A 20588-nucleotide genomic window follows, 5' to 3' on the forward strand; every position below is an offset into this window, starting at 1 on the left:
CCTCGTCTTGCAAGGAACTCGCGTGAGCCAATGGAAAATACAGCCTGTCGTCGAAGGCTTACAACAAGCACGGCATGAATGGAGAGAACGCCAACATCGCGTCAAAGAATTCGGTGGGCGTGAACTTCCATCTAAAGAAGCGCTCAAAACAATTCTAGATGATTTATGTGGAATTTTATTTCCAATGCGACTTGGACCCAGTGATCTACGACAGGAAACAGAGGATTACTATATTGCTTATACCCTTGATCGTGTCTTGAATGAACTGTTTGCACAGGTCAAGTTGGCTTTAAATTACGAAGCCAAAAGTCGAGTCAAACCCATTCCTGTTTCGAGCAACGAACGTCTGCTGTACGAACAGCAAATTGCTTTGGCACACACCATCGTACAAGACTTTGCTAATACCTTGCCTGATATCCGTCGCTTGTTGGATGCAGATGTCTGTGCCGCTTATGAAGGTGATCCCGCAGCACATAGTGTAGACGAGGTCTTACTTTGCTATCCAGGTATTTTAGCGATTATCCATCATCGCGTAGCACATCAGCTCTATCACAGTGTACCGCTACTCTCACGGATTATTTCTGAGTTAGCACACTCAGCGACAGGAATTGATATTCACCCAGGTGCACAAATTGGCAAAGGTTTCTTTATCGATCATGGCACGGGTGTCGTCATCGGTGAAACCTCAGTGATTGGTGAATTCGTCCGCATTTATCAGGCTGTCACGTTGGGTGCAAAACGCTTTGAACTGAATGAGGATGGCGCATTAAAAAAAGATTATGCACGTCATCCAATCGTTGAAGACCATGTAGTGATCTATGCAGGTGCAACCATATTGGGTTGTATCACGATTGGTAAAGGTTCAGTGATTGGTGGAAATGTCTGGCTGACCTACAGCGTTGCAGCAGGTAGTCAAATTTTACAATCACCAAGTGAATCCATACATAACAGCAAAGTTTAATCAAATGAAATATGGAATGGAGTCAGTAATCAGCGCTGAAATAAATAACGTATATTCACAACTTATATTTATTTTTTATAAATATATTCTTATGAGTAATAAGATAATAATTCAATATTATTTATCTCATAATAATATTTTTAAAAATGATAAATACTCTCTAGTCTAACTAAATAAATCATTAAATATTACTGAAATAAAATCAACCTTTTTATTAACAAAGCCAAACACAATAGGAAAATTTATTCATGGCAAAAACCACCGATAAAGTCCAACTTGCACTTGGAGATCATGCAGCTAGACAGCTTGCCAATGCGACCAAGACTGTTCCACAACTTTCAACGATTACTCCGAGATGGCTCACACATTTATTGCAATGGTTACCTGTTGAAGCAGGTATTTATCGCGTCAACCGTGTCAGTAATACAGACGACATTCAAGTCGCTTGTACGCAACGTGATGAAGCAACTTTGCCACAAACCTTTGTAGATTATGATGCGCAACCACGTGAATATTTCTTAAATGGTGTTTCTACTGTTTTGGATATCCATACCCGTGTTGCTGATCTTTACAGCAGCCCACATGATCAAATCAAAGAACAATTACGCTTAACCATTGAAACGATTAAAGAACGCCAAGAAAGTGAGCTGATCAATAACCCTGAATATGGTTTATTGGCGAGCGTGGCAGACGAACAAAGACTTTCAACGTTAAGTGGTCCCCCTACACCAGATGATTTTGATGATTTATTACGTAAAGTTTGGAAAGAACCGGGCTTCTTCCTTGCACATCCAGATGCCATTGCTGCATTCGGCCGTGAATGTACCCGTCGTGGTGTACCACCACCAACCGTAAGCTTATTTGGTTCACAGTTCATCACATGGCGCGGTGTTCCACTGATCCCTTCGAATAAAATTCCAGTCGAAGATGGTAAAACCAAAATCCTGTTATTACGTGTTGGCGAAAAACGTCAGGGGGTAGTTGGTTTATTCCAACCAAGCTTAGCTGGCGAACAATCTCCGGGCCTTTCAGTACGCTTCATGGGCATCAATCGCAATGCGATTGCGTCTTATCTGATCTCACTGTACTGCTCTTTGGCGGTATTGACTGAGGATGCGTTGGCTGTACTCGAAGATGTGGAGGTGGACAAATATCATGACTACCCAGTTAACTACAAGTAATCTAAACGGTAGTCCAACAGGTTCTGAAGTGGTCGGTGTTAGCCGCCCACCGTCCAACTTCCCAGATGAAGCAACACTTTCAAGGCTTGCCTCTGAATTTTTTGCTGCACTGCCAAGCTCAGGTAGTGGTCATTCGTCTGGTTTGAATTTGGACTTACCGATTGGAACACCACCGCATCAACCTCAACCTGCTGAACCTTTGGCAGCACTGAGTGGACGTGTGCCCAATATTGCTTATGAAAAAAGTTTAAATCCTGAATATCCTGAGCATATTCCAAACTATCCCGATTATCCTGAACGTCGTGCCATTGCCTCTGCGCCAGTAGTCGGTGGGGCGAACTTACCTCGCCCACCGATTGAACCGAATTTTCCACAGGCCATTCATAGTGCACCAAATGTGCCTTTGGTTGAACCTTCTCGTCCATCTGCAAGTGAGGCTTCACCATTTTATTTTTTAAATGATTTTGCAGCACCTAGCACATCAAGTTCTGAATTTGATGCTGCCAGTTTTGCGACTGCACAATCATTTCAATTACCACATGGCGATGCGCTAAAAAGCTTGTTGCAGCAAGATCATCCTAGTTCAGCTCACCCCCAAAGTCCTGCCTCTACAGGTTTCTATTTTTTAGATTTGCCACAAAGCAACACAGGTTATGGTAATTATCAACCTTCACAACCACAGTTTGTAGCCAACGCAGCCCAACCTTTGGATATTCAAGCGATCCGTCGTGACTTCCCCATTCTGCAAGAACGCGTCAATGGCCGTCCTCTGGTCTGGTTTGATAATGCAGCGACCACGCAGAAACCTCAAAGCGTGATTGATCGTATTGCCTATTTTTATCAGCATGAAAATTCCAATATTCATCGTGCTGCACATGAACTGGCAGCACGTGCAACCGATGCCTATGAACATGCGCGTAATGTGGTGGCTCGTTTTATTGGAGCAAAATCATCCAAAGAGATCATTTTTGTTCGTGGCACCACTGAAGGGATTAACCTGATTGCCAAGACCTGGGGTGAACAGAATATTGGTGAAGGTGATGAAATCATTGTGTCTCACCTTGAGCATCACGCCAACATCGTACCTTGGTTCCAACTGACCAAAAAAGTCGGTGCCAAACTTCGCATCATTCCTGTGGATGACACGGGTCAAATCATTTTGGAAGAACTGCCAAAACTGATCAATGAACGGACTAAACTGATCTCGATTACCCAAGTATCCAACGCCTTAGGTACGGTAACACCTGTCGCTGAGGTCATCAAAATCGCGCATGCCAAAGGTGTGCGAGTCTTGGTTGATGGTGCTCAATCGGTTTCACATATGCCAACCGATGTCCAAGCAATTGATGCCGACTTCTTTGTCTTCTCTGGACATAAAGTGTTTGGGCCGACAGGGATTGGAGCTGTCTATGCCAAGCCCGAAATCCTAGAGACGATGCCAGTGTGGGAAGGCGGCGGTAATATGATTCAGGATGTGAGCTTTGAACAAGTAGTTTACCAACCCGCGCCCAATAAGTTTGAAGCAGGCACAGGCAATATTGCCGATGCCGTGGGTCTCGGTGCAGCACTGGAATATGTGGAACGCCTCGGTATTCATAATATTGCTCGTTATGAACATGACTTGCTGGAATATGGCCAGCATGCGTTAAGCAGCGTCGCAGGTTTGAGACCAATTGGTACAGCCAGAAATAAAGCCAGTGTGATGTCCTTTACTCTTGAAGGTTATTCTACTGAGCAAGTGGGTAAAGCACTGAATCAGCATGGGATTGCAGTGCGTTCTGGGCATCATTGCGCTCAGCCAATCTTGCGTCGTTTTGGTGTGGAACAGACCGTACGTCCCTCTTTGGCCTTTTATAACACCACTGAAGAAATTGATTTGCTGGTATCAGTCTTACATCAACTGACCAGAAACAAACGCAGTGCCTAATCACTCTCCAATAAAAAAAGACTGCCTCAGCGCAGTCTTTTTTTATGTTCAGGCAAAGGCAACGCTCCAGATCAATCGTATTGCAACGACCCCAAGAATAATTCCCATCACCCGTTCAAAATATACCCCAAACTCTAAAAAGCGTTTCCGAACAACAGGCTGAGCAAACATAATGCTGACCAAAATAAACCACACAGCATTGACTAGACACATCCAGACGCCATAACCAATTTGAACTTTTAACGGTGTGGTCGGACTAACAATGGTGGTAAAAATTGCTAAAAAGAAAACGGTTGCTTTGGGATTTAGTGAATTGGTTAAGAAACCCATATTAAAGGCTTGGATTAAGCTTGGCTTACCCATTGCCTCGCCAGCTAAAATATCCAGATTGGCATTCGGTTGACTACGTAAACATTGCCAGCCCAAATAAATCAAATAAGCCGCTCCTGCCACACGTAATACAGACATTAACCAGACACTTTGCTGGATTAATACCCCCACCCCGACCAAGGTATAAAACACATGTACTGAAATCCCGACACCAATGCCGATTGCAGTGATACAACCAATCAAATAGCCATATCGAACACTTTGTCTAACGGTAATAATAAAATCAGGTCCCGGTAAAACAACGGCCATAAAATGGATCAATGCCAAGGCAAGAAATTCATGTCCATACAACTGCCACATTTGATTTATCTCCATCATGACTACAGGAAAAGATTGTATTGCGCTTTTTAAATCGCGATAATCCAATCAAAATCCAAATAACTTTTGCTTGATGAGCACAAATCAAAGTCTGATTCTGTTAAATGAAATGGCAACTTTTGTCAAAGTTGTCGAAACGGAAAGTTTTTCTGAAACGGCACGACAGCTCGGTTCAACCCCGTCTGCCGTGAGCCGTGCCATTGCGCGTTTAGAACGAGCTTTAGGTACACGCTTATTGCATCGCACCACACGTAAACTGCGCTTAAGTGAAAGTGGTCAACAGGTGTATGAACGCTGTGTCGACATGGTCAATGCTGCACAGGCAGTAATGGAAAGCTCAGGTCAGTTTCATATTGAACCACAGGGCATTATTCGGATCAGTGTGCCCAAAGCCGTTGGGCATTTTATGCTGCATCCTCATTTACCCGAATTCTTGGCACTGTATCCAAAAATTGATATTCAACTGCTATTGGAAGACCGCTATATTGACTTGATTGATGATGGTGTAGATCTGGCGATTCGTATTACCGAACAGCCACCGGGTGGCTTGATGGGACGAAAACTGATTGATATTGATCATTTAATCTGTGCCACACCAGAATATTTACAGCAACATGGCATACCGCAACATCCTCATGATTTAAAGCAGCACCAGTGTATTTATTTGGGTGAACAACCTAATGACTCAAAGTGGAAATTCCAGCAAGAACAGAAATCCATTACGGTACCAATCCGTGGTCGTTATGCCGCCAATCATACCGGCGTGCGTCTCAGTGCCGCTTTACAGCATCTAGGCATTGCAAGTTTGCCTTACTTCGTGGCAAGACATGCCTTAGAACAAGGTTCTTTGGTACAGGTCTTACCTGATTGGCATTTTAAAACCCATTACAGTGGTGGCGCATGGCTGCTCTACCCACCAACACGACATATTCCACCTAAATTGAGTGTCTTCATTCAATATTTGGCGGAAAAATTAGCTGCAGAACCAATATTAATTCAACAAAATATCTAGGATTAGAACAATTGGCATTTCGTCAAAACTTTAATTATTTTCATCAATTTTCTTTGTAATATTTTTTTCATAACCATTAGGCTTTGTTGCACAAAGCCTTTAAAGATAGGATTTCCCTTGGTTATTCCAACTTAAGTGACAACTTGGGTATGACGACTACTTAACTCTATAGATTTATTTAAGACGGCTATGCGAGCATGAACACCATTAACCTAACTGTCAAAATTACGAGCACTGAGTTTATCTCCTAATAACTTGATACAATGCATTTTAGTTCCGGCCAAACTTCGCCGATGATAGCCTAACCATTTTTTCCATAGTGTCCTGCCTAAATACTTAACTGTCAGAAGTAATTCATTTCTCTCTCGTGAGCTCGTCTTTTTATCTTTCCAAGACTTTGCATTTTTCTGTGGGTGGAATAATTGCATGTGCTTGCCGATCTGCAATGACCTGATGGCATTGTTTTGTATCATAAGCCCCATCTGTATACACTGAATCAATCTGCTCATCTAACGGGATTTGATCAAGTAAACCCCCAAGGGCTTGTGAGTCACTGACATTGTTCGCAGTGAGTTGAACTTGCCCGTATTTGCTAGGTTTTAGATCTATACCGATATGCAGTTTACACCATAGGCAACCATGTTCAGGTTGATGTTTCTTGCGTTTCCGTTCACTTTCCCCTAAAAACTTCAAGCCTGTGGAATCGACGAGTAGATGTAATCCGTTGCAACTCTTTTCATAGTTAATTTGAATATCAATATGCTTTTGTCTTCTGCAAATGGTGGAATAATCTGGCGCTATCCAATCTAATCCGCAAAGATGAATGAGGCTTTGTACAAAGCCTGTGACCATACGTAACGAAAGACGAAATAAGGATTTGATCATTAAACAGCATTGGATGGCTGTGTCGGAATAAGTTTGATTTCGACCATGCTTGCTTTGTAGCTGCTCGTACCACTGCGTTTGGTGATCAAACCAAACGGCAATATTCCCACGATTAATGAGAGCTTAGTTATATGTAGACCAATTGATTGTACGATAGAATTTAGGTGCTGGCTTCTTCATTGAGAAATGATATTGCTGAATAAGACTTCAATTATAAGTTTGTGCAACAAAGCCTGTGGTAACTCAACTGATGGCTATAGTCTTTCTCTTTTTCAAGTCACTTACTTATCCAAGCTTCAGGTTAAATATAGCAAAAAAATCAACCTGTATTTTACTTAACGACAAAAATATTAAATAAATCCCACATCACGATTAAAAATTAAACTCATTTAATTTTATTCCTGAATTTTAAAGGAGTTTCTCCAGTCCAATTTTTAAAAGCACGCTGAAAAACACTTTGCTCAGAATACCCTAGCAAATCTGCAATTTCAGCTATATTAAGACGTTGATCACTCAAATATCTTTTTGCTAAACTTTCTCTAACTTTATTTAATACTTTATTGAAACTAATTCCTGTATCAAGCAGTTTTTTACGTAATATTTGGTCAGAAACTCCCATGTATTTTGCTACAGCATTTAAACTTATAATTTTTTGTTTAATACAATAATGAATACTTGTATATAGTCTTTGTTCAAAATCATCATACACATCCAATTGACCTATTAATCGATCAGCTTGTTTTTTTAAAAGCCGATATAAAATAGGATCAGCTCGGCTCAAATATATTTTTTCAATTTCTGAAAAAGAGAAAGTGATGGATGTAGACTGAGCATTAAAAAAAACAGGGCATTCAAAATATTTTTCATAGACCTTTATATTTTTTGGTATGGAATAGATAAAATTCAAACATTTTAAGGAAATTTTTAAAGGATAAACAGCTTGCTTAATAATATTATAAAATAGTGCTATTGCAGTTTCATCAACCAATAAACCTGGACGTCCTCGACAATCTCCCCAACTCAACTCAACATGATCATTTTCAATATGAAAATGCATTAAATTAAAATCATATACTAAACGATTATATTCAACAAAATCAGGAATAGCTTTTGATAATTTAGACTTCGAAAATGCTAGATAAGACAAAATCCCAGCATGAGCTAACTGAATATGTTTTGCAATTTCTAAACCTAAACCATCAATAGGATGCTGATCATAGAGATTTTCTAAAACATCACTCCAAATTTGAAATGGAATACGCTCCGTAAGATCATTTGGCTGAAGTGTATTTTTGTTTAAATACATTAAACATCCCCTAGGAATATTCAACTTATGAGACATACAGAAATCAACAATCATCATTAACAAGGAGGTACTAACAGATCCAACATACTGCGAACGATACATTTGAAACAATATCCACTATTTATAAAGCACTACAACTTAAGCTTATTTACCCATGAAATAACTATTAAAAGTATAACCTTGATCATCGATTAAAGTGAAGTTCACTTGGTATGAGTAAGGTAACTCAGGGGATGAATCTAGTTCATAAACCTTCTCCGAAAATGGTGCAACCATTAGATCAACCTGATTTTCTATTTCAAAATTCCTATCTTTTTGTTTTAAAACAATATTTATAAATGAAAGATGATAAGGTGTCGGATTATTACAAACTAGAACCTGATTACCATTCACCTCCTTAATAAAGAACTTTATTTTTTCTGAGATTTGTTCAATATCCATAGGTTTTAAAGATTTAGGACGATAAAAAACTTTTAATTGAGTATTCATTGCTAAATCTAGTCTAACTCTGCTTTCTTCAGAAAGATTTAATTGCTGTTGAGTTTTACCCAGAATTTCATAGAGGTTAAGCCAGAACACAGATTCTCGATCTTGTGGCATGGTATTACCATTATGAATAATACGTACTACTTGAATACCTTTAGGATTCATTTTAAAAACAGCTGGAAGTACAACAAAAGGAGCTGTACTCTGATCTGGATATCCAGCACCATTATCAACCCATGTTTGTGCAACAATTGGGTACTCATTAATATTTGCTAAAATTAATGAATGCTCGCGCTCTGATTCATTATAAATCACACGGTTTGATGATATCGCAAACCCTGCATAAATAATGCTATTGTGTGACAATAGCATTAATAAACATAGAAACTTGATTATAATTCTCATTGAATTTTAACCACCACAGTTGCTGTAGAGTATATAGACCCAACTGTTACATCTGGCGCACCCACGATTTTCTTCAAATCAGCAGTATAATTAATGTTATATCGGGTATAACCCGTCAATGGTGTTCCAATATTCGTTGCATTATTCAAAATTGGATACCAACCTGCTAGATTACCTTGTGGAAAAGTCACCGCAGGATAACATTGCTGATTATTGGCTGCACCGCACGTTACACTATGGTTACCTGTTGTTCCAACAGTCGTCCCACTACCACCTGGTTGACCGAGTAAGTTAATATAACTACTAGCACCCTGATATTTAATGTAAATTGCTGCATTTTTAGCTCTCAAAATATTGGTCAAATAATCATCTGAAAGTAAAGCCGAAACACCATTATTTGCATTTACCAATGTAGGTGAAAATGCTTTTGCTGCATTATATGCACCTTGTGAAGGTTGAATTCCTATCGCAATTTGACCGCTGCCAGTTCCTGAATTTACCCCATTTTTACAGTCAACTTGCACTTGAAAATTCTGACTCACAATACCATTATTATTGAGATTTATTATCGTTGTTGTCCCAAAATTCACATTTGGAGTGACCATATTTAATTTACATGCTGTCGCATTATTACTTAAATTCACAGAGTTATATAAGGTATACCCAAAACCATTATCAGCCCCCCAAAAATACCATGTATTCGAAGCAACACCATGAGTTACCCCAATCGCATCATGTGGAAAAGCCACATATTGATCTCCTGTATTTCCAGCTCCATTATGCTCACTGTCACCCAAAGTAATATAAGAAATCGGTTGATTACAAATGTAATTGCCAAATTGTCCCATACCTCGGTCATTACCTGTTGCACCCGCTGGTACGGTAAGACCATTACAAAACGTATTTGCAGCACTTGAAAAAGGGGGTTGCCCAGCAACGCGTATTAATTCAAATTGCATCGTAGGCAGATGCTTCAGTCGAATACAACGCCACCCCGGTTGGCACTTATCTTTTGCCCAACCTGCTGTACCAGAGCCTGTTTCATATTGAATCGGAACAGCTTTATATTGCCGTCCAAGGACTTCACCATCAATATATTGTCGAATACCTACATATTTATACCATGTATAAAATACATTCTGCTCCCCGCCTGCATCCACAGTTGAAACAGGAAAATATCCACCAACCCGATCATCACCATTTACAGAAACTAAAAAACGGATCTTGCTCATATCAGTTGCAGGTGAACATGCCCATAATAAGCTTTCTGCATTGGTATTACGGATTCTATAGTCCGTTGGCGGAACGCTCGCTATCGCCAAAGAACTCCCATCAGGTTGTATTGCGACATCCATTAGATGAATATTACCAATCGGGATACGTGCAGAGTTATTATCCTCTGTTTGAGTGGTATTATTATCCCCCCAACTGCCATTTGTATTAGAAGCACTTTCTGTAATCGTACTCCCTGAAATGGTCACTCCAGCATATTGCCCATCAAAATATCGAACCGAACGACATGCTGACCATGCGTCTGTTCCAACACAAATCGAAAATATAAAAATGCCGAACTGTAGAAAATTATTTATTCGTTTCATATTCGTTCTCCATTCTGCATTCTGCATTTAACTTAATCAGCGTTTGCTCAAGTTGATGGTTTTCAATGTGATACGGTAATTGGCAAGATTGATCATTTTCAGCTCCCCACCGCAGGGTTAAAATCCCCTCTTGATTAGGAACACGTACATAAACCTGACCTGCTTGTCCAACCATACCAATCACCTCATTGTCTTGATTCAGTACATCAGCGCCCATTGGAATAATTTGCTGATTATTTAACTGACTTTGAATGAAAACACTGTAGCCTTTTCGAGTTTTAAAATTCAGTTTAACCATCGCACCTGCATAAGGCGCTATTCGTTGCTCTCCACCCTCTAACTCAATGTTATTCGCCATATTGGATGGATCGAGTGCAAGATTATTAAACCGGAATGGGTTAATATTGGGTACTAAGACATAACCAAATCGATCAACCTTGCTATAAGGTGAACTTACAACTTTTGCACCTTTTGCCTCAATTAATGCAAATGTTTCACCCAAATAAGGACCAAAAGTTACCCCTCCTGAGTGAAGTGCGATTGCACCCGCTGCATTGAAAGAGTTTTGCCAATATTGATCGTTATATGATGTATTGAAGCCCAACTGAACATTTGAAAACCGCTTATATAGTCCAGCATTAAGTGTTTGATCACCATTAAAGTTGCCTCCTACACCTAGGTTATAATTTAGGCTGTAGTCACGATCTAATGCTCCGTTGACAGCAAGTTGATAATTATCACTATCATTACTCCGGTTATAATGTGCACTCAGAGTCGGAGTTCGAGGATTACGTTCACGTCCCAAAGGAATGTGTAAACTCAAGCCACCAAAATTATCAAAACGCTCCTCTTTAATCTCACCACCATTCAGTGAATAAGTTTTTTGACGAGTATAATTTAGGCTTAAACTGACCACTCCAAAACTTTTGTTATATCCTGCTTGAAAAGAGGTATCTCGATCTCGCCCATCACGATAACTCTGCGTTGCGCCTGCGAGATAAAACGTCCCATACCGACCTAACTGTTGACTGACATTGACTTGAAATCGTGATTGTTGCAGATAACTATTCGAAGTCCATGCACTTCCATTTTCTGAGGCATACTGTAAACCCAAGACATCACTAAACTCACGATAGCCTATCGTAGAATAACGATAACCAGCGATGGCAATTGTGGTATTGGTTGGTTGAATGGTTTTACTATAAGTGATGTTCGCCATCCATCCGTCTACAGTCTCTTGCCCTGTTTCACTCGGTAAGCGCGCTCTTGAATAGGTCAAGTTGGAACCCAACGCACCAAGGTTACTTCCATATACACTGCCTAAAGCCACAGCTTGATAATCATTGCTCAGACGTAGACCACCATTGAGGGTGATATTGTTATTCAGACCACGTTCATAATTTAAATCAGAGAAAAAAGCATTCTCACTGCGATCAAGATCGGTTCTACCCAAAGCAATACTATAGTTCGAAAGACCAGATCGAAGTGACGTTGGAACGGCGGCATAAGGAACTTCTGTTGAATGTTTAGAACCATCCGCCTCAGTTACAATGACAGTCAGGTTTCCATCAAAATTTGTTGGATACAAATCACTGATTTCAAATGGACCAGGAGCAACCGTCAATTGATAGATCTCTCGACCATTTTGCTCAACTGATACTTTTGCATTACTTTGAGCCATCCCTCGAATCACAGGTGCATAGCCACGCATAGAATCAGGGCGCATACGCTCATCTGTCATCAAACTTAGGCCTTTAAATGACAAGCCTGATAAGAACCGACCAGAAGTATACTGTTGCCCTAAGACCAATTGAGATTGCAGAGAAGCTATCGGGCGTTGCACATAACTTCGAATATGATCAACTGTTGTATCATGCTGATTATTCATCGAAATATTAGATTGTTGTCGATACTGCCATTTACCAAAATTAATCCCACCATTTAAGCTGATAAATGCAGATTCATAATTACTATTATTGATCCGATTTTCAGTTTGATAGTAGTTCCCTGTATAATTAATAAAGGCAATACTTGATCCTGCATCCAATTCTGCTGGATTTACATAACCACGCGGAATATTTTTCATCAAACTCTGTGGTACAGTAAGGTTCAAACGTAATAATGAAAAATCAAAAACACTTTTACTCCCTTTAGCAACCTGCGCTAAAGTTAAGCATTTGATATCGCTAATTGCCTGAGGATTGGTCTCACGTAATTGTCGAAACTCAAGATCACCGAGAATTCCTGCTGTTTCAAGTAAATTTATTGGTAAGCATGCTTGTACACTTTCTTTGGCATCTTCATTTTTAGAAAAATATAAACTTTGTCGTTGAGTGAATCGCTCATTCACATAAATATCAACAGTATAAGATCCTTCCTCTAACTGATCTGGATGATTAAAACGCTCAATAAGCCGAGCGCTTAAACCACCCCCCTTAAATAAATTAGGATCAAAGGTATAAAGCTCTTCTGATTTCTCGGTTTTAGTATTTACAACTTCTGTTTGCGCTGCATACACTGTTTGCAAAAAAAGACCACTCACAATAACAGACAAAAAAGAACGCTGTACCAAATGGATATGTTTAGCCATATTCGTCTTTCCATGCTTATGATTATTTTTGTGCTTTGATATCGTAGTGAATATAAGCTCCATAATCATTCACCAAACGCACTGTCACTTTCGCTTGATCAGGTGCAGAGATATTTTGCTCTAATAACCACTTTTCGCTTGATTTCGGCGCAATCATTGAAATACTTTTCGTTTTAATTTCTTTTGGGCCTATTTTGACTGTCGCTCGAGTTAAATTAGCGTAATACCCTGTTGGATTTTGAATTTCCAGCCATGAACCTTGCTGATTATTCGATATATTAAAATTCAATTCCTGAGGAAGGTCTTGAACTTTACCTACAATCGTATTTGGGCGATAAAAAACTTTGAGACGATTTTTAACGAGTAATACCAACCTATTCTCATCAATCATTTTTTTATCCATCGCTGGAATTTGCTTGAAATTCAAATAAAAAATTGATTCTCGATCTTTTGGTAATTTGTCATCGCCAATATAGGTTAGACGTGCCATTTGCCCAGTATTGGAGTTAACACGAAATACTTGAGGATTTACACTAAAAGGAGCATCTGCTGTTTCTGGGGTTGAATCAATATTGCCTTTATCTAGCCAAACCTGAACCAAAAAACTTAGATTACTATTATTACTAAATTGAAGTGTTTTTTGCTGCGTCTCTGCAGGAAAAATAACACGAGTTCCCGTCATAACAACATCAGCATGGGAAAGTTGAACACTGCACAATGCACCACACCAATACAGCAAACCAGTCCAAAATCTTGAAGTCATGACCACAGTATTTTCCTTCTTTATTTCCTTAAAAGAAAAAGATTTGCTATATGCTTGTTCAAACAAGCATATAGCTGATAAAAATTATTATGGGTAAATAACTTCATAATCAGTAACAGCAGTTACACTCCCCGCAGCAGCAGCAGCTTTCGCATAATATTGAGCAGTCAAATTATATGCTGCTGATCCGCCAGATGTGGTTGCTGTAGCTGAAGTTGCAATGCCAGTGTTAAATACAATCGGTGAGCTACCAGCGCTACCACTTAATAATTGAACCGAAACACCCGTTGCAGTTGATGCAGGTGTTAATCCAAGATTTGCACCATCGGGATTATGAGCAGCAAAACGTACAGCAACATCATCAGCTGTCGTGCTACAACCTGAAATATTAAACGAAATTAACATTTACATAAAAAAATGTGATAAAAAACACGTTCTTTGGCTTAATCTAACAAAATTTATAAAGGATATATTGACAATAATGATTTAAAAATTGACATTTGATTAGCAATTACTAATATTAAAAATTAATCAGCAATTTAAATGAACCAGTTGATATAACTAGTCAGAAATTAGTTGTTTTTAATTAAAGAAATTTCCTCTACATTTGCATGATAAAAATTATCGTTAACAGCAAAGATTTAATATTTTACTTTAGCAATTATTTAGTGACGCAATTTAGTTTATTTTTATACATTTACTATAATGGTGAAAAATTCAAACATAAAAAAACCCTTGTAAATACAAGGGTTTTTTTATTAATTTGGCAGAGGATCAAGGACTCGAACCTTGACGAACGGTTTTGGAGACCGTCATGCTACCATTACACCAATCCTCTATAACGGCATGATTAATTCATCTCTGACTTAATCATAAAAAATAAGAATACTTACTTTTTAAATTTGGTGGGGGCGAAGAGACTCGAACTCTTACACCTTGCGGCGCTGGAACCTAAATCCAGTGCGTCTACCAATTTCGCCACGCCCCCAATGGATGTGTATATTAGTGATAAACTTTCTTGCTGACAAGTCCTTTTTATAAAAAAAACATGCATCTGAACGCTAATGCTTTTTTCATATACAAATGAAAAAATGCAGAAATAAAAAAAGGAACTTTAAACAAAGCTCCTTTCTATATTTGGCAGAGGATCAAGGACTCGAACCTTGACGAACGGTTTTGGAGACCGTCATGCTACCATTACACCAATCCTCTATAACGGCATGACTAACCCATTTCTGACTTAATCATAAAAAAAGCAAGATACTCTTGCTTCTTAAATTTGGTGGGGGCGAAGAGACTCGAACTCTTACACCTTGCGGCGCTGGAACCTAAATCCAGTGCGTCTACCAATTTCGCCACGCCCCCGATGGGTATGCATATTAGTGAGAAACATGCTTTATGACAAGCCTTTCTGATAAAAAACCCTACCAAATGAACATATAATATTCAAATCAAGTATTTATGTTTATTTTTGCAGCAAATTAATCATATTTAAACAATGTTTTACTTCAACAACGGAGTTCAAACGCCGTTCTTTATGTTTCTGCAATAGACCATTTAGCAAAGGTAAAAAACACTGCAACTCATTAGGCAATTGAATCTCTAATTCTTGGCAATGTAAAACTGCCCAATCATGATAATTTTTTGCACATAATCTCTTTTGAGACAACCATTCATAAAGAATAATGCCGAATGCATATAAATCAGTTTGCGCGGTTTTCGGCTGCCCATGGAAAAGTTCAGGTGCCATATAACGTGGCGTCGCCGTTAAACTCTGTATTGAATGTTCTAATTTGCAACTTTGCTCAAAATCAATCAATTTACATGAATTTTCATATAATCTGAAATGTTCAACTTTTAAGTCTCCATGAATCCAACCCAGTTGATGCATACTGCCCAGCGCATCTAATGCAATGAGAATCTTGAGCTGAATCGCTTCAGTATTCGCTACATTTACAATCGTATCGAAAAATTGATTTGTATCAAGGCTGAGTAACCCTACCCCACACTCAGGAAAATCCATGCCATTTGTAATATCCCGAAGCTGAATAATTTGATGCGCTAATAAAAAAGTTTGCTCAGTTTGAGCATGTTGTTGATAGAAATCTAATTCACGCTGAAAAGCTTGCTCCAACACAGCATGGGTATTCGCTAAATGGAATTTGAGCCAATACTGTTGCTGTGCGACCTGAAAAGTATATAAACGCCGCCCAAATGCATAACTCTCAGATTTGGTTGTTAAAGTTAAACCATCCCATTGAATGTTTGAATCAGAGATCCACGTAGTAAAAATCATTCTGCTGCTTTTCTTGCTGCTTTCGCAATGATGTTAAACAATGCTCAATGGTTTTACCAATCCGTGCATGTATTTCGATGGAGGAAATTTTAGGCCATGTTGCCCTTTCACCCTCTTGCTGTAATATTTTAAAAAGCTTTGGACGTGGGTTTTTGAGCATGTAATGATAATGCCGAAGTCCATACTTGGCGATAATATTCACATCCCCATAGTAACGTTGTCCTAAGATTCCATAGCCATGATCTAAAATACGGCGAATCGGAAAAAAATCCCCCATATAATGGCGTGTTAGGTCGAGAAACTCCATCGCAATCGCTTTGCCCTGATGCCGAATAATTCGCTCAGGCCAACTCAGTACGTCTCGACGAAATCGTTCCGTATCACTTTGCATAAAGGGCACAATATGTGGGTTTACTTGGCTAGCAATGGTGTAATTAATGTTATACAAGCGTGCCATTTTTTCCTGTGGAAAATCACTGCGCATGCTTCCATCCACCCATTTTGTATTGGCTAGATAAGGCGTATGTTGACCATCATAACGCTTACTGGTTAAATGCACAGGTGGAAATAATACAGGTACAGCACAAGAAGCTAAAACCGCACTCCAAACTAAAACATTTGGTGCAGTCAGTGCATTCATAATTCGTGGATTTTGTGCCGTGTTGTAAGGTGCAATCACAATATTAATATGGCGTTTTGACTGCTGGTAGGCTTCTGCAAATGTTACATCTCCTAGATTTTGCATTAGAAATTTTTTCAAATACATCACATCAGCAACTCCACCATTCTCTCGAATCAATTCAGTCATTTTTCTGAATTTAAAGGCATCACTAAAAAAGTGCTCACCTTTCAGTAATTCAGGAACTTTATCCGCTGCTGATACGCCTAACATACCTGTCATGATTGCCCCTGCACTTGAACCAGATAGCACACGCGGCATCAGATCTTGTTCAAGTAAAACCTTACACACACCTGTATGAAATAACCCAAGTGTTGCACCTCCAGAAAACATGAGTGCGGGTTGACCATAAGCCTTTTGGCATTCTTCAAAAAATTGAATCTTTTCTTTAAGTTGAAAGGTAATACATTCACTAACAGCCAAATAGCGAAGGCATTCACTCATCTCTTCCACATAATTTTCGATAATTCTTTTGGTGCCAATATAAGTTTGAGCAAACAACATTGGATGCCCGATATTGGCAAAATCATAGGACAAGCCTTCACGTAGAACATAGATTAAATCTAAAGTGCGATGCTGTATTCGATATTTTTTTAATAAGTTATATCGTTTAGATAAAATTTCTGCATCAAAATAAGGCGATTGATTGTCATATTTCCAAGCTTCATAACCTGATTCTTCGTCCAGTTTTAGTGCAATTTCTTTCCATTCCGCATAAGAACTCGCATGTTTCAGACTTTCTTTTAATGTAGAAACTCTATGTGACTGATATATATTCTTATTATATTTAAATTTATTGAACATTATCCTTCCTTATTTTTCATTATCATCTTTTCATCTCGCACTTATACAATGCAAAAAGCAACACTAACAATCAAGGGTAAAATTGATCGATTCCAATATTTTTCATGATATTTTCTGCATTTCGACTATAGCGATGATAGTATCCCTATTCATTAATCACTGAGTTTGGTTTGTGTTTATGGCTATTCTTGATTTACCCGAATCTATTATCCAATCGTTATCCAGTGTTTTGACACAGTTACAACAAGTTCTACCTGCACTCAAACAACCCACAGATTTTTCGGCAATTGCATTTCGATGGGAAAATCAACAATTGCTTGCAATTCAACAACCTAAAAAAATGTATTTAGAAGATTTGAAAGGCATTGAACGCCAAAAAGCCAAGATTATTCAAAATACTTTACAGTTTCTCAATGGTTTACCTGCGAATGACGTTTTACTCACAGGTTCACGCGGTACAGGGAAATCATCGATTGTTCGTGCCTTACTCACAGCATATTCAGCACAGGGTTTGCGTTTAATTGAAATTGAGCGAGATGATCTTTCTGATTTACCTAAAATTCAAAAATTAATTGAACATCGTCCTGAAAAATTTATTGTTTATTGTGACGATCTTGCGTTTAACGCAGAAGATGAAAATTATCGTAGTTTAAAAAGTGTCTTAGATGGTTCACTTCAATCGGGTTCAAGCAATTTTATTATTTATGCGACCAGTAATCGCCGTCATTTATTGCCTGAGTTTATGCATGAAAATACGCCAGTGCGTAAAGTTGATGTTCCTCAATATACAGAATTACATCCACAAGAAGCGATCGAGGAAAAAATTTCACTGTCCGATCGTTTTGGCATGTGGCTTTCCTTCTATCCCATGGATCAACAACTGTATTTAGAAATTGTTGAGCACTATATCGTTCAAGCCAATTTAGAATATAACGATATCGTCCGTGCTGAAAGTTTGAAATGGTGCCAAGCACGTGGGCAACGTTCAGGACGTGCAGCCTATCAGTTCTCTAAGCATTGGATCGGTTCGCAAAACCTTGAAAAATTGTCTAACAAAGCTTAGGGAGATTGTCCTAAAAAGCTTTGGCTTTGTCCTTATTTCCGCTTAGCAAAGGCAATTGTTTTTCATAACCTAGCTTTTCAGTATGGAAAGAACGTAGGAAACAAGATGAAAAAACTATTGCCACCCTCATCCCTTACAAGCAAAATTTTGGGTAAAAGTTTATTACTCGCACAAAGCACCTTAGATCAAGCGATTAAATATTCAACGATTCCTTTTTCTGAACCAGAAATCATTCGTCCTAGAACTGAAGAAAAATTCTATACATGGACACACTATGGCATCTTCTTTCCATTGCTACCTGAGCCACATCGTTATTTGAATATCATGATCTTGCTCGGTACGCCTGGGGCATTGGCTTTTGATCATGATGATATTACTTTGGGCGATCCGTGCAAGACCGCAACTTTCTTTTCAAGCACCGCCGCTTTAGATGAACATCTATTAAAAGCCTATATCATGCCTGAAGAGGCTCATATTCAGGAAAATGGTTGGCAAATTGAGTTGGGGCAAGAAGTTTCAATTGAAGGCACTTTACCAAATATTCATCTCAAAGGTGCTTATCATGGCTTAAAGTTTGAGTTTGATTTGGATGTTACAGATCAAGCCTCTTGGTTTATTAAAACCCCGATTTATGATCATTTTAGTTTATTGTCAAAATTTAAAGGACAACTCGAATATCAAGGACAAATAACCCTCGCAGAAGGTTTATGTACCTATGAATATGCCAGAGCCGCAGGCGCGCATGGTATCGTTAAAAAGTTGCTGCCAGAAGCTTACAAACTCCCTCTCGATTTCTTTACCTATCAAATTATTAATTTGACAGAAACCACTCAACTACTTTTAACCAAAGCCGATATTTTAGGTCAACCAGCGGCATATAGCTTGCATGTTCGCCATACAGATCAACCTGCTGAAGTGTATAACAATGTTGAATTTAAAGTCATTTCACACCATGTAGATGACTATATTTCACCGAGTGGCAAAAAGATGCGTTTACCGCAATTGTTTTCATGGTCTGTGAAGGATGATGCTAATCAGAAACTGCTAGAAATTATCGCAGAAGTCGACAGCCCATACCGCTATGGTCATGGGATCGGTTATGCAAGTGCATACACTTTCACGGGTGAATATCAAAACCAAAAAGTTCAAGGTCGTGGTTATCTTGAATATATTGATGTCGAAGATCAAAATGCTTTTAAAGATTAAAAGCTTTTGATTAGGTAAAACAAGCCTTTGGATATGATTCAAAGGCTGATTGATTTAGGATTAAATTTCTTTTGGATTAAGATCAATTAAAGCAAAAGTATCAACAATTTGCCTGATTGAATTTTTGATCTCTGCTGCAACTTTGGTGTCATAACCTTCAACTAAAAAGCGACTAATTAATCCTTCAATCAAAGTATAAATAATTTCAACTAATACATCAGCATTGGAAAAAGATGCTAAATATTGCGCGATTAAGTTTCGAATCCAAATCTTATGCTCTTTCGAAACCATGATGATGTCTTGATCACCCAAATGCGATTCGGCAACTGCTCGAACAAATAGACATCCTTTAAAATTATCTTCTTGAAACCACAACAGATGCCAATCAATCAATTTATCTAATGCTGCTCGCCCAGTTTCACCTGCAACATAAGCAACCAGACTATTCCTAAATTTTTGGTCTCGCGCTTCTAAGACAGACTTCACCAATTGATTTTTATTTTTAAAATAGGTGTACATCGTTGTTTTTGAACAACCTGACTCATCCCGAATTAAATCAACACCCACACCGACAAAACTATTTTCATAAAATAATTTCTCTGCTGTATCCAAAATTTTGTGGGCCGATTTAGACATAGAAATTCACTCGCTTAAATAGTACAGATCTGTACTATTTGTAATTTTAGTTATATCATCACCAGAAAGCAACCATTCAATG

General features: G+C 38.6%; 15 protein-coding genes, 4 tRNA genes and 2 pseudogenes. 6 read left to right on the forward strand and 15 right to left on the reverse strand.

All coding sequences use genetic code 11. The features are described 5' to 3' along the window. The first annotated feature begins 22 nt into the window (after window positions 1-22). The 3 genes from epsC to C502_RS0108925 all read left to right on the forward strand — a co-directional run bounded on the left by epsC (window position 23) and on the right by C502_RS0108925 (window position 4069). On the forward strand, window positions 23-961 hold the full coding sequence (gene epsC / locus C502_RS0108915) for a serine O-acetyltransferase EpsC (protein WP_018678491.1): 939 nt from the start codon (window positions 23-25) through the stop codon (window positions 959-961). Window positions 962-1209: 248 nt separating this feature from the next. After that, on the forward strand, window positions 1210-2142 hold the full coding sequence (locus tag C502_RS0108920) for a family 2A encapsulin nanocompartment shell protein (RefSeq protein WP_018678492.1): 933 nt from the start codon (window positions 1210-1212) through the stop codon (window positions 2140-2142). Beyond that, window positions 2117-4069 (forward strand): family 2A encapsulin nanocompartment cargo protein cysteine desulfurase, encoded by a 1953-nt coding sequence (locus C502_RS0108925; protein ID WP_018678493.1) that lies wholly within the window; start codon window positions 2117-2119, stop codon window positions 4067-4069. Before C502_RS0108920 ends, C502_RS0108925 begins: the two co-directional genes overlap by 26 nt. Before the next feature lie 48 nt (window positions 4070-4117). On the opposite strand, the gene C502_RS0108930 is transcribed toward C502_RS0108925, so the two are convergent. After that, entirely contained in the window at window positions 4118-4759 is a 642-nt protein-coding gene (locus tag C502_RS0108930; protein ID WP_018678494.1) for a LysE family translocator, read from the reverse strand. A 91-nt stretch (window positions 4760-4850) separates the two neighbouring features. Between C502_RS0108930 and C502_RS0108935 the strand changes: the two genes are divergently transcribed. Next, window positions 4851-5789, forward strand: a complete 939-nt coding sequence (locus C502_RS0108935; RefSeq protein ID WP_018678495.1) for a LysR family transcriptional regulator — start codon at window positions 4851-4853, stop codon at window positions 5787-5789. A gap of 131 nt (window positions 5790-5920) precedes the next feature. Here C502_RS0108935 and C502_RS18215 read toward each other — a convergent pair. From C502_RS18215 to C502_RS0109000, 13 genes and pseudogenes are all read right to left on the reverse strand, one after another. Then, window positions 5921-6854 (reverse strand): annotated as a pseudogene (locus tag C502_RS18215) (IS5 family transposase). 205 nt (window positions 6855-7059) lie between these two features. Further along, the gene (locus tag C502_RS0108945; RefSeq protein WP_018678496.1) at window positions 7060-7980 is read right to left on the reverse strand and encodes a helix-turn-helix transcriptional regulator; all 921 of its coding nucleotides are present in this window, start codon (window positions 7978-7980) and stop codon (window positions 7060-7062) included. Window positions 7981-8124: 144 nt separating this feature from the next. Further along, a complete protein-coding gene (locus C502_RS0108950) occupies window positions 8125-8871 on the reverse strand; it encodes a fimbrial biogenesis chaperone (protein ID WP_023274664.1) in 747 nt (248 codons plus the stop codon). After that, window positions 8868-10469 (reverse strand): fimbrial protein, encoded by a 1602-nt coding sequence (locus C502_RS0108955; RefSeq protein ID WP_018678498.1) that lies wholly within the window; start codon window positions 10467-10469, stop codon window positions 8868-8870. The genes C502_RS0108950 and C502_RS0108955 overlap by 4 nt, the downstream gene beginning before the upstream one ends. Beyond that, entirely contained in the window at window positions 10453-13059 is a 2607-nt protein-coding gene (locus tag C502_RS0108960; protein ID WP_018678499.1) for a fimbria/pilus outer membrane usher protein, read from the reverse strand. The genes C502_RS0108955 and C502_RS0108960 overlap by 17 nt, the downstream gene beginning before the upstream one ends. A 22-nt stretch (window positions 13060-13081) precedes the next feature. Next, window positions 13082-13822: a fimbrial biogenesis chaperone gene (locus C502_RS0108965; protein WP_018678500.1), complete on the reverse strand. Its 741-nt coding sequence runs from the start codon at window positions 13820-13822 to the stop codon at window positions 13082-13084. Between the two features lie 87 nt (window positions 13823-13909). Then, window positions 13910-14218 (reverse strand): annotated as a pseudogene (locus C502_RS18220) (fimbrial protein); the annotation flags it as partial. 368 nt (window positions 14219-14586) lie between these two features. After that, window positions 14587-14660: transfer RNA gene (locus C502_RS0108975), tRNA-Trp, on the reverse strand. Window positions 14661-14725: 65 nt separating this feature from the next. Beyond that, window positions 14726-14810: transfer RNA gene (locus tag C502_RS0108980), tRNA-Leu, on the reverse strand. 150 nt (window positions 14811-14960) lie between these two features. Beyond that, window positions 14961-15034 (reverse strand) — tRNA-Trp (locus C502_RS0108985). A 68-nt stretch (window positions 15035-15102) separates the two neighbouring features. Further along, a tRNA-Leu gene (locus C502_RS0108990) sits at window positions 15103-15187 on the reverse strand. 100 nt (window positions 15188-15287) lie between these two features. Next, window positions 15288-16118 carry a protein kinase domain-containing protein gene (locus C502_RS0108995; protein ID WP_018678502.1) on the reverse strand — a complete coding sequence of 277 codons (831 nt, stop codon included), beginning with the start codon at window positions 16116-16118 and terminating at the stop codon, window positions 15288-15290. Then, window positions 16093-17601 (reverse strand): DUF3336 domain-containing protein, encoded by a 1509-nt coding sequence (locus C502_RS0109000; RefSeq protein WP_018678503.1) that lies wholly within the window; start codon window positions 17599-17601, stop codon window positions 16093-16095. The genes C502_RS0108995 and C502_RS0109000 overlap by 26 nt, the downstream gene beginning before the upstream one ends. A gap of 178 nt (window positions 17602-17779) precedes the next feature. Here C502_RS0109000 and C502_RS0109005 point away from each other — a divergent pair, with 178 nt between their 5' ends. Both C502_RS0109005 and C502_RS0109010 read left to right on the forward strand, forming a co-directional pair. Then, the gene (locus C502_RS0109005) at window positions 17780-18664 is read left to right on the forward strand and encodes an ATP-binding protein (protein WP_018678504.1); all 885 of its coding nucleotides are present in this window, start codon (window positions 17780-17782) and stop codon (window positions 18662-18664) included. A 105-nt stretch (window positions 18665-18769) separates the two neighbouring features. Further along, complete coding sequence (locus C502_RS0109010) at window positions 18770-19870, forward strand: DUF6670 family protein (RefSeq protein WP_018678505.1); 1101 nt, start codon at window positions 18770-18772, stop codon at window positions 19868-19870. Window positions 19871-19930: 60 nt separating this feature from the next. On the opposite strand, the gene C502_RS0109015 is transcribed toward C502_RS0109010, so the two are convergent. Further along, window positions 19931-20506 carry a TetR/AcrR family transcriptional regulator gene (locus tag C502_RS0109015; RefSeq protein ID WP_018678506.1) on the reverse strand — a complete coding sequence of 192 codons (576 nt, stop codon included), beginning with the start codon at window positions 20504-20506 and terminating at the stop codon, window positions 19931-19933. Between the last annotated feature and the right edge of the window lie 82 nt (window positions 20507-20588).

The organism is Acinetobacter tjernbergiae DSM 14971 = CIP 107465 (genome assembly GCF_000374425.1).
GTDB lineage: Bacteria > Pseudomonadota > Gammaproteobacteria > Pseudomonadales > Moraxellaceae > Acinetobacter > Acinetobacter tjernbergiae.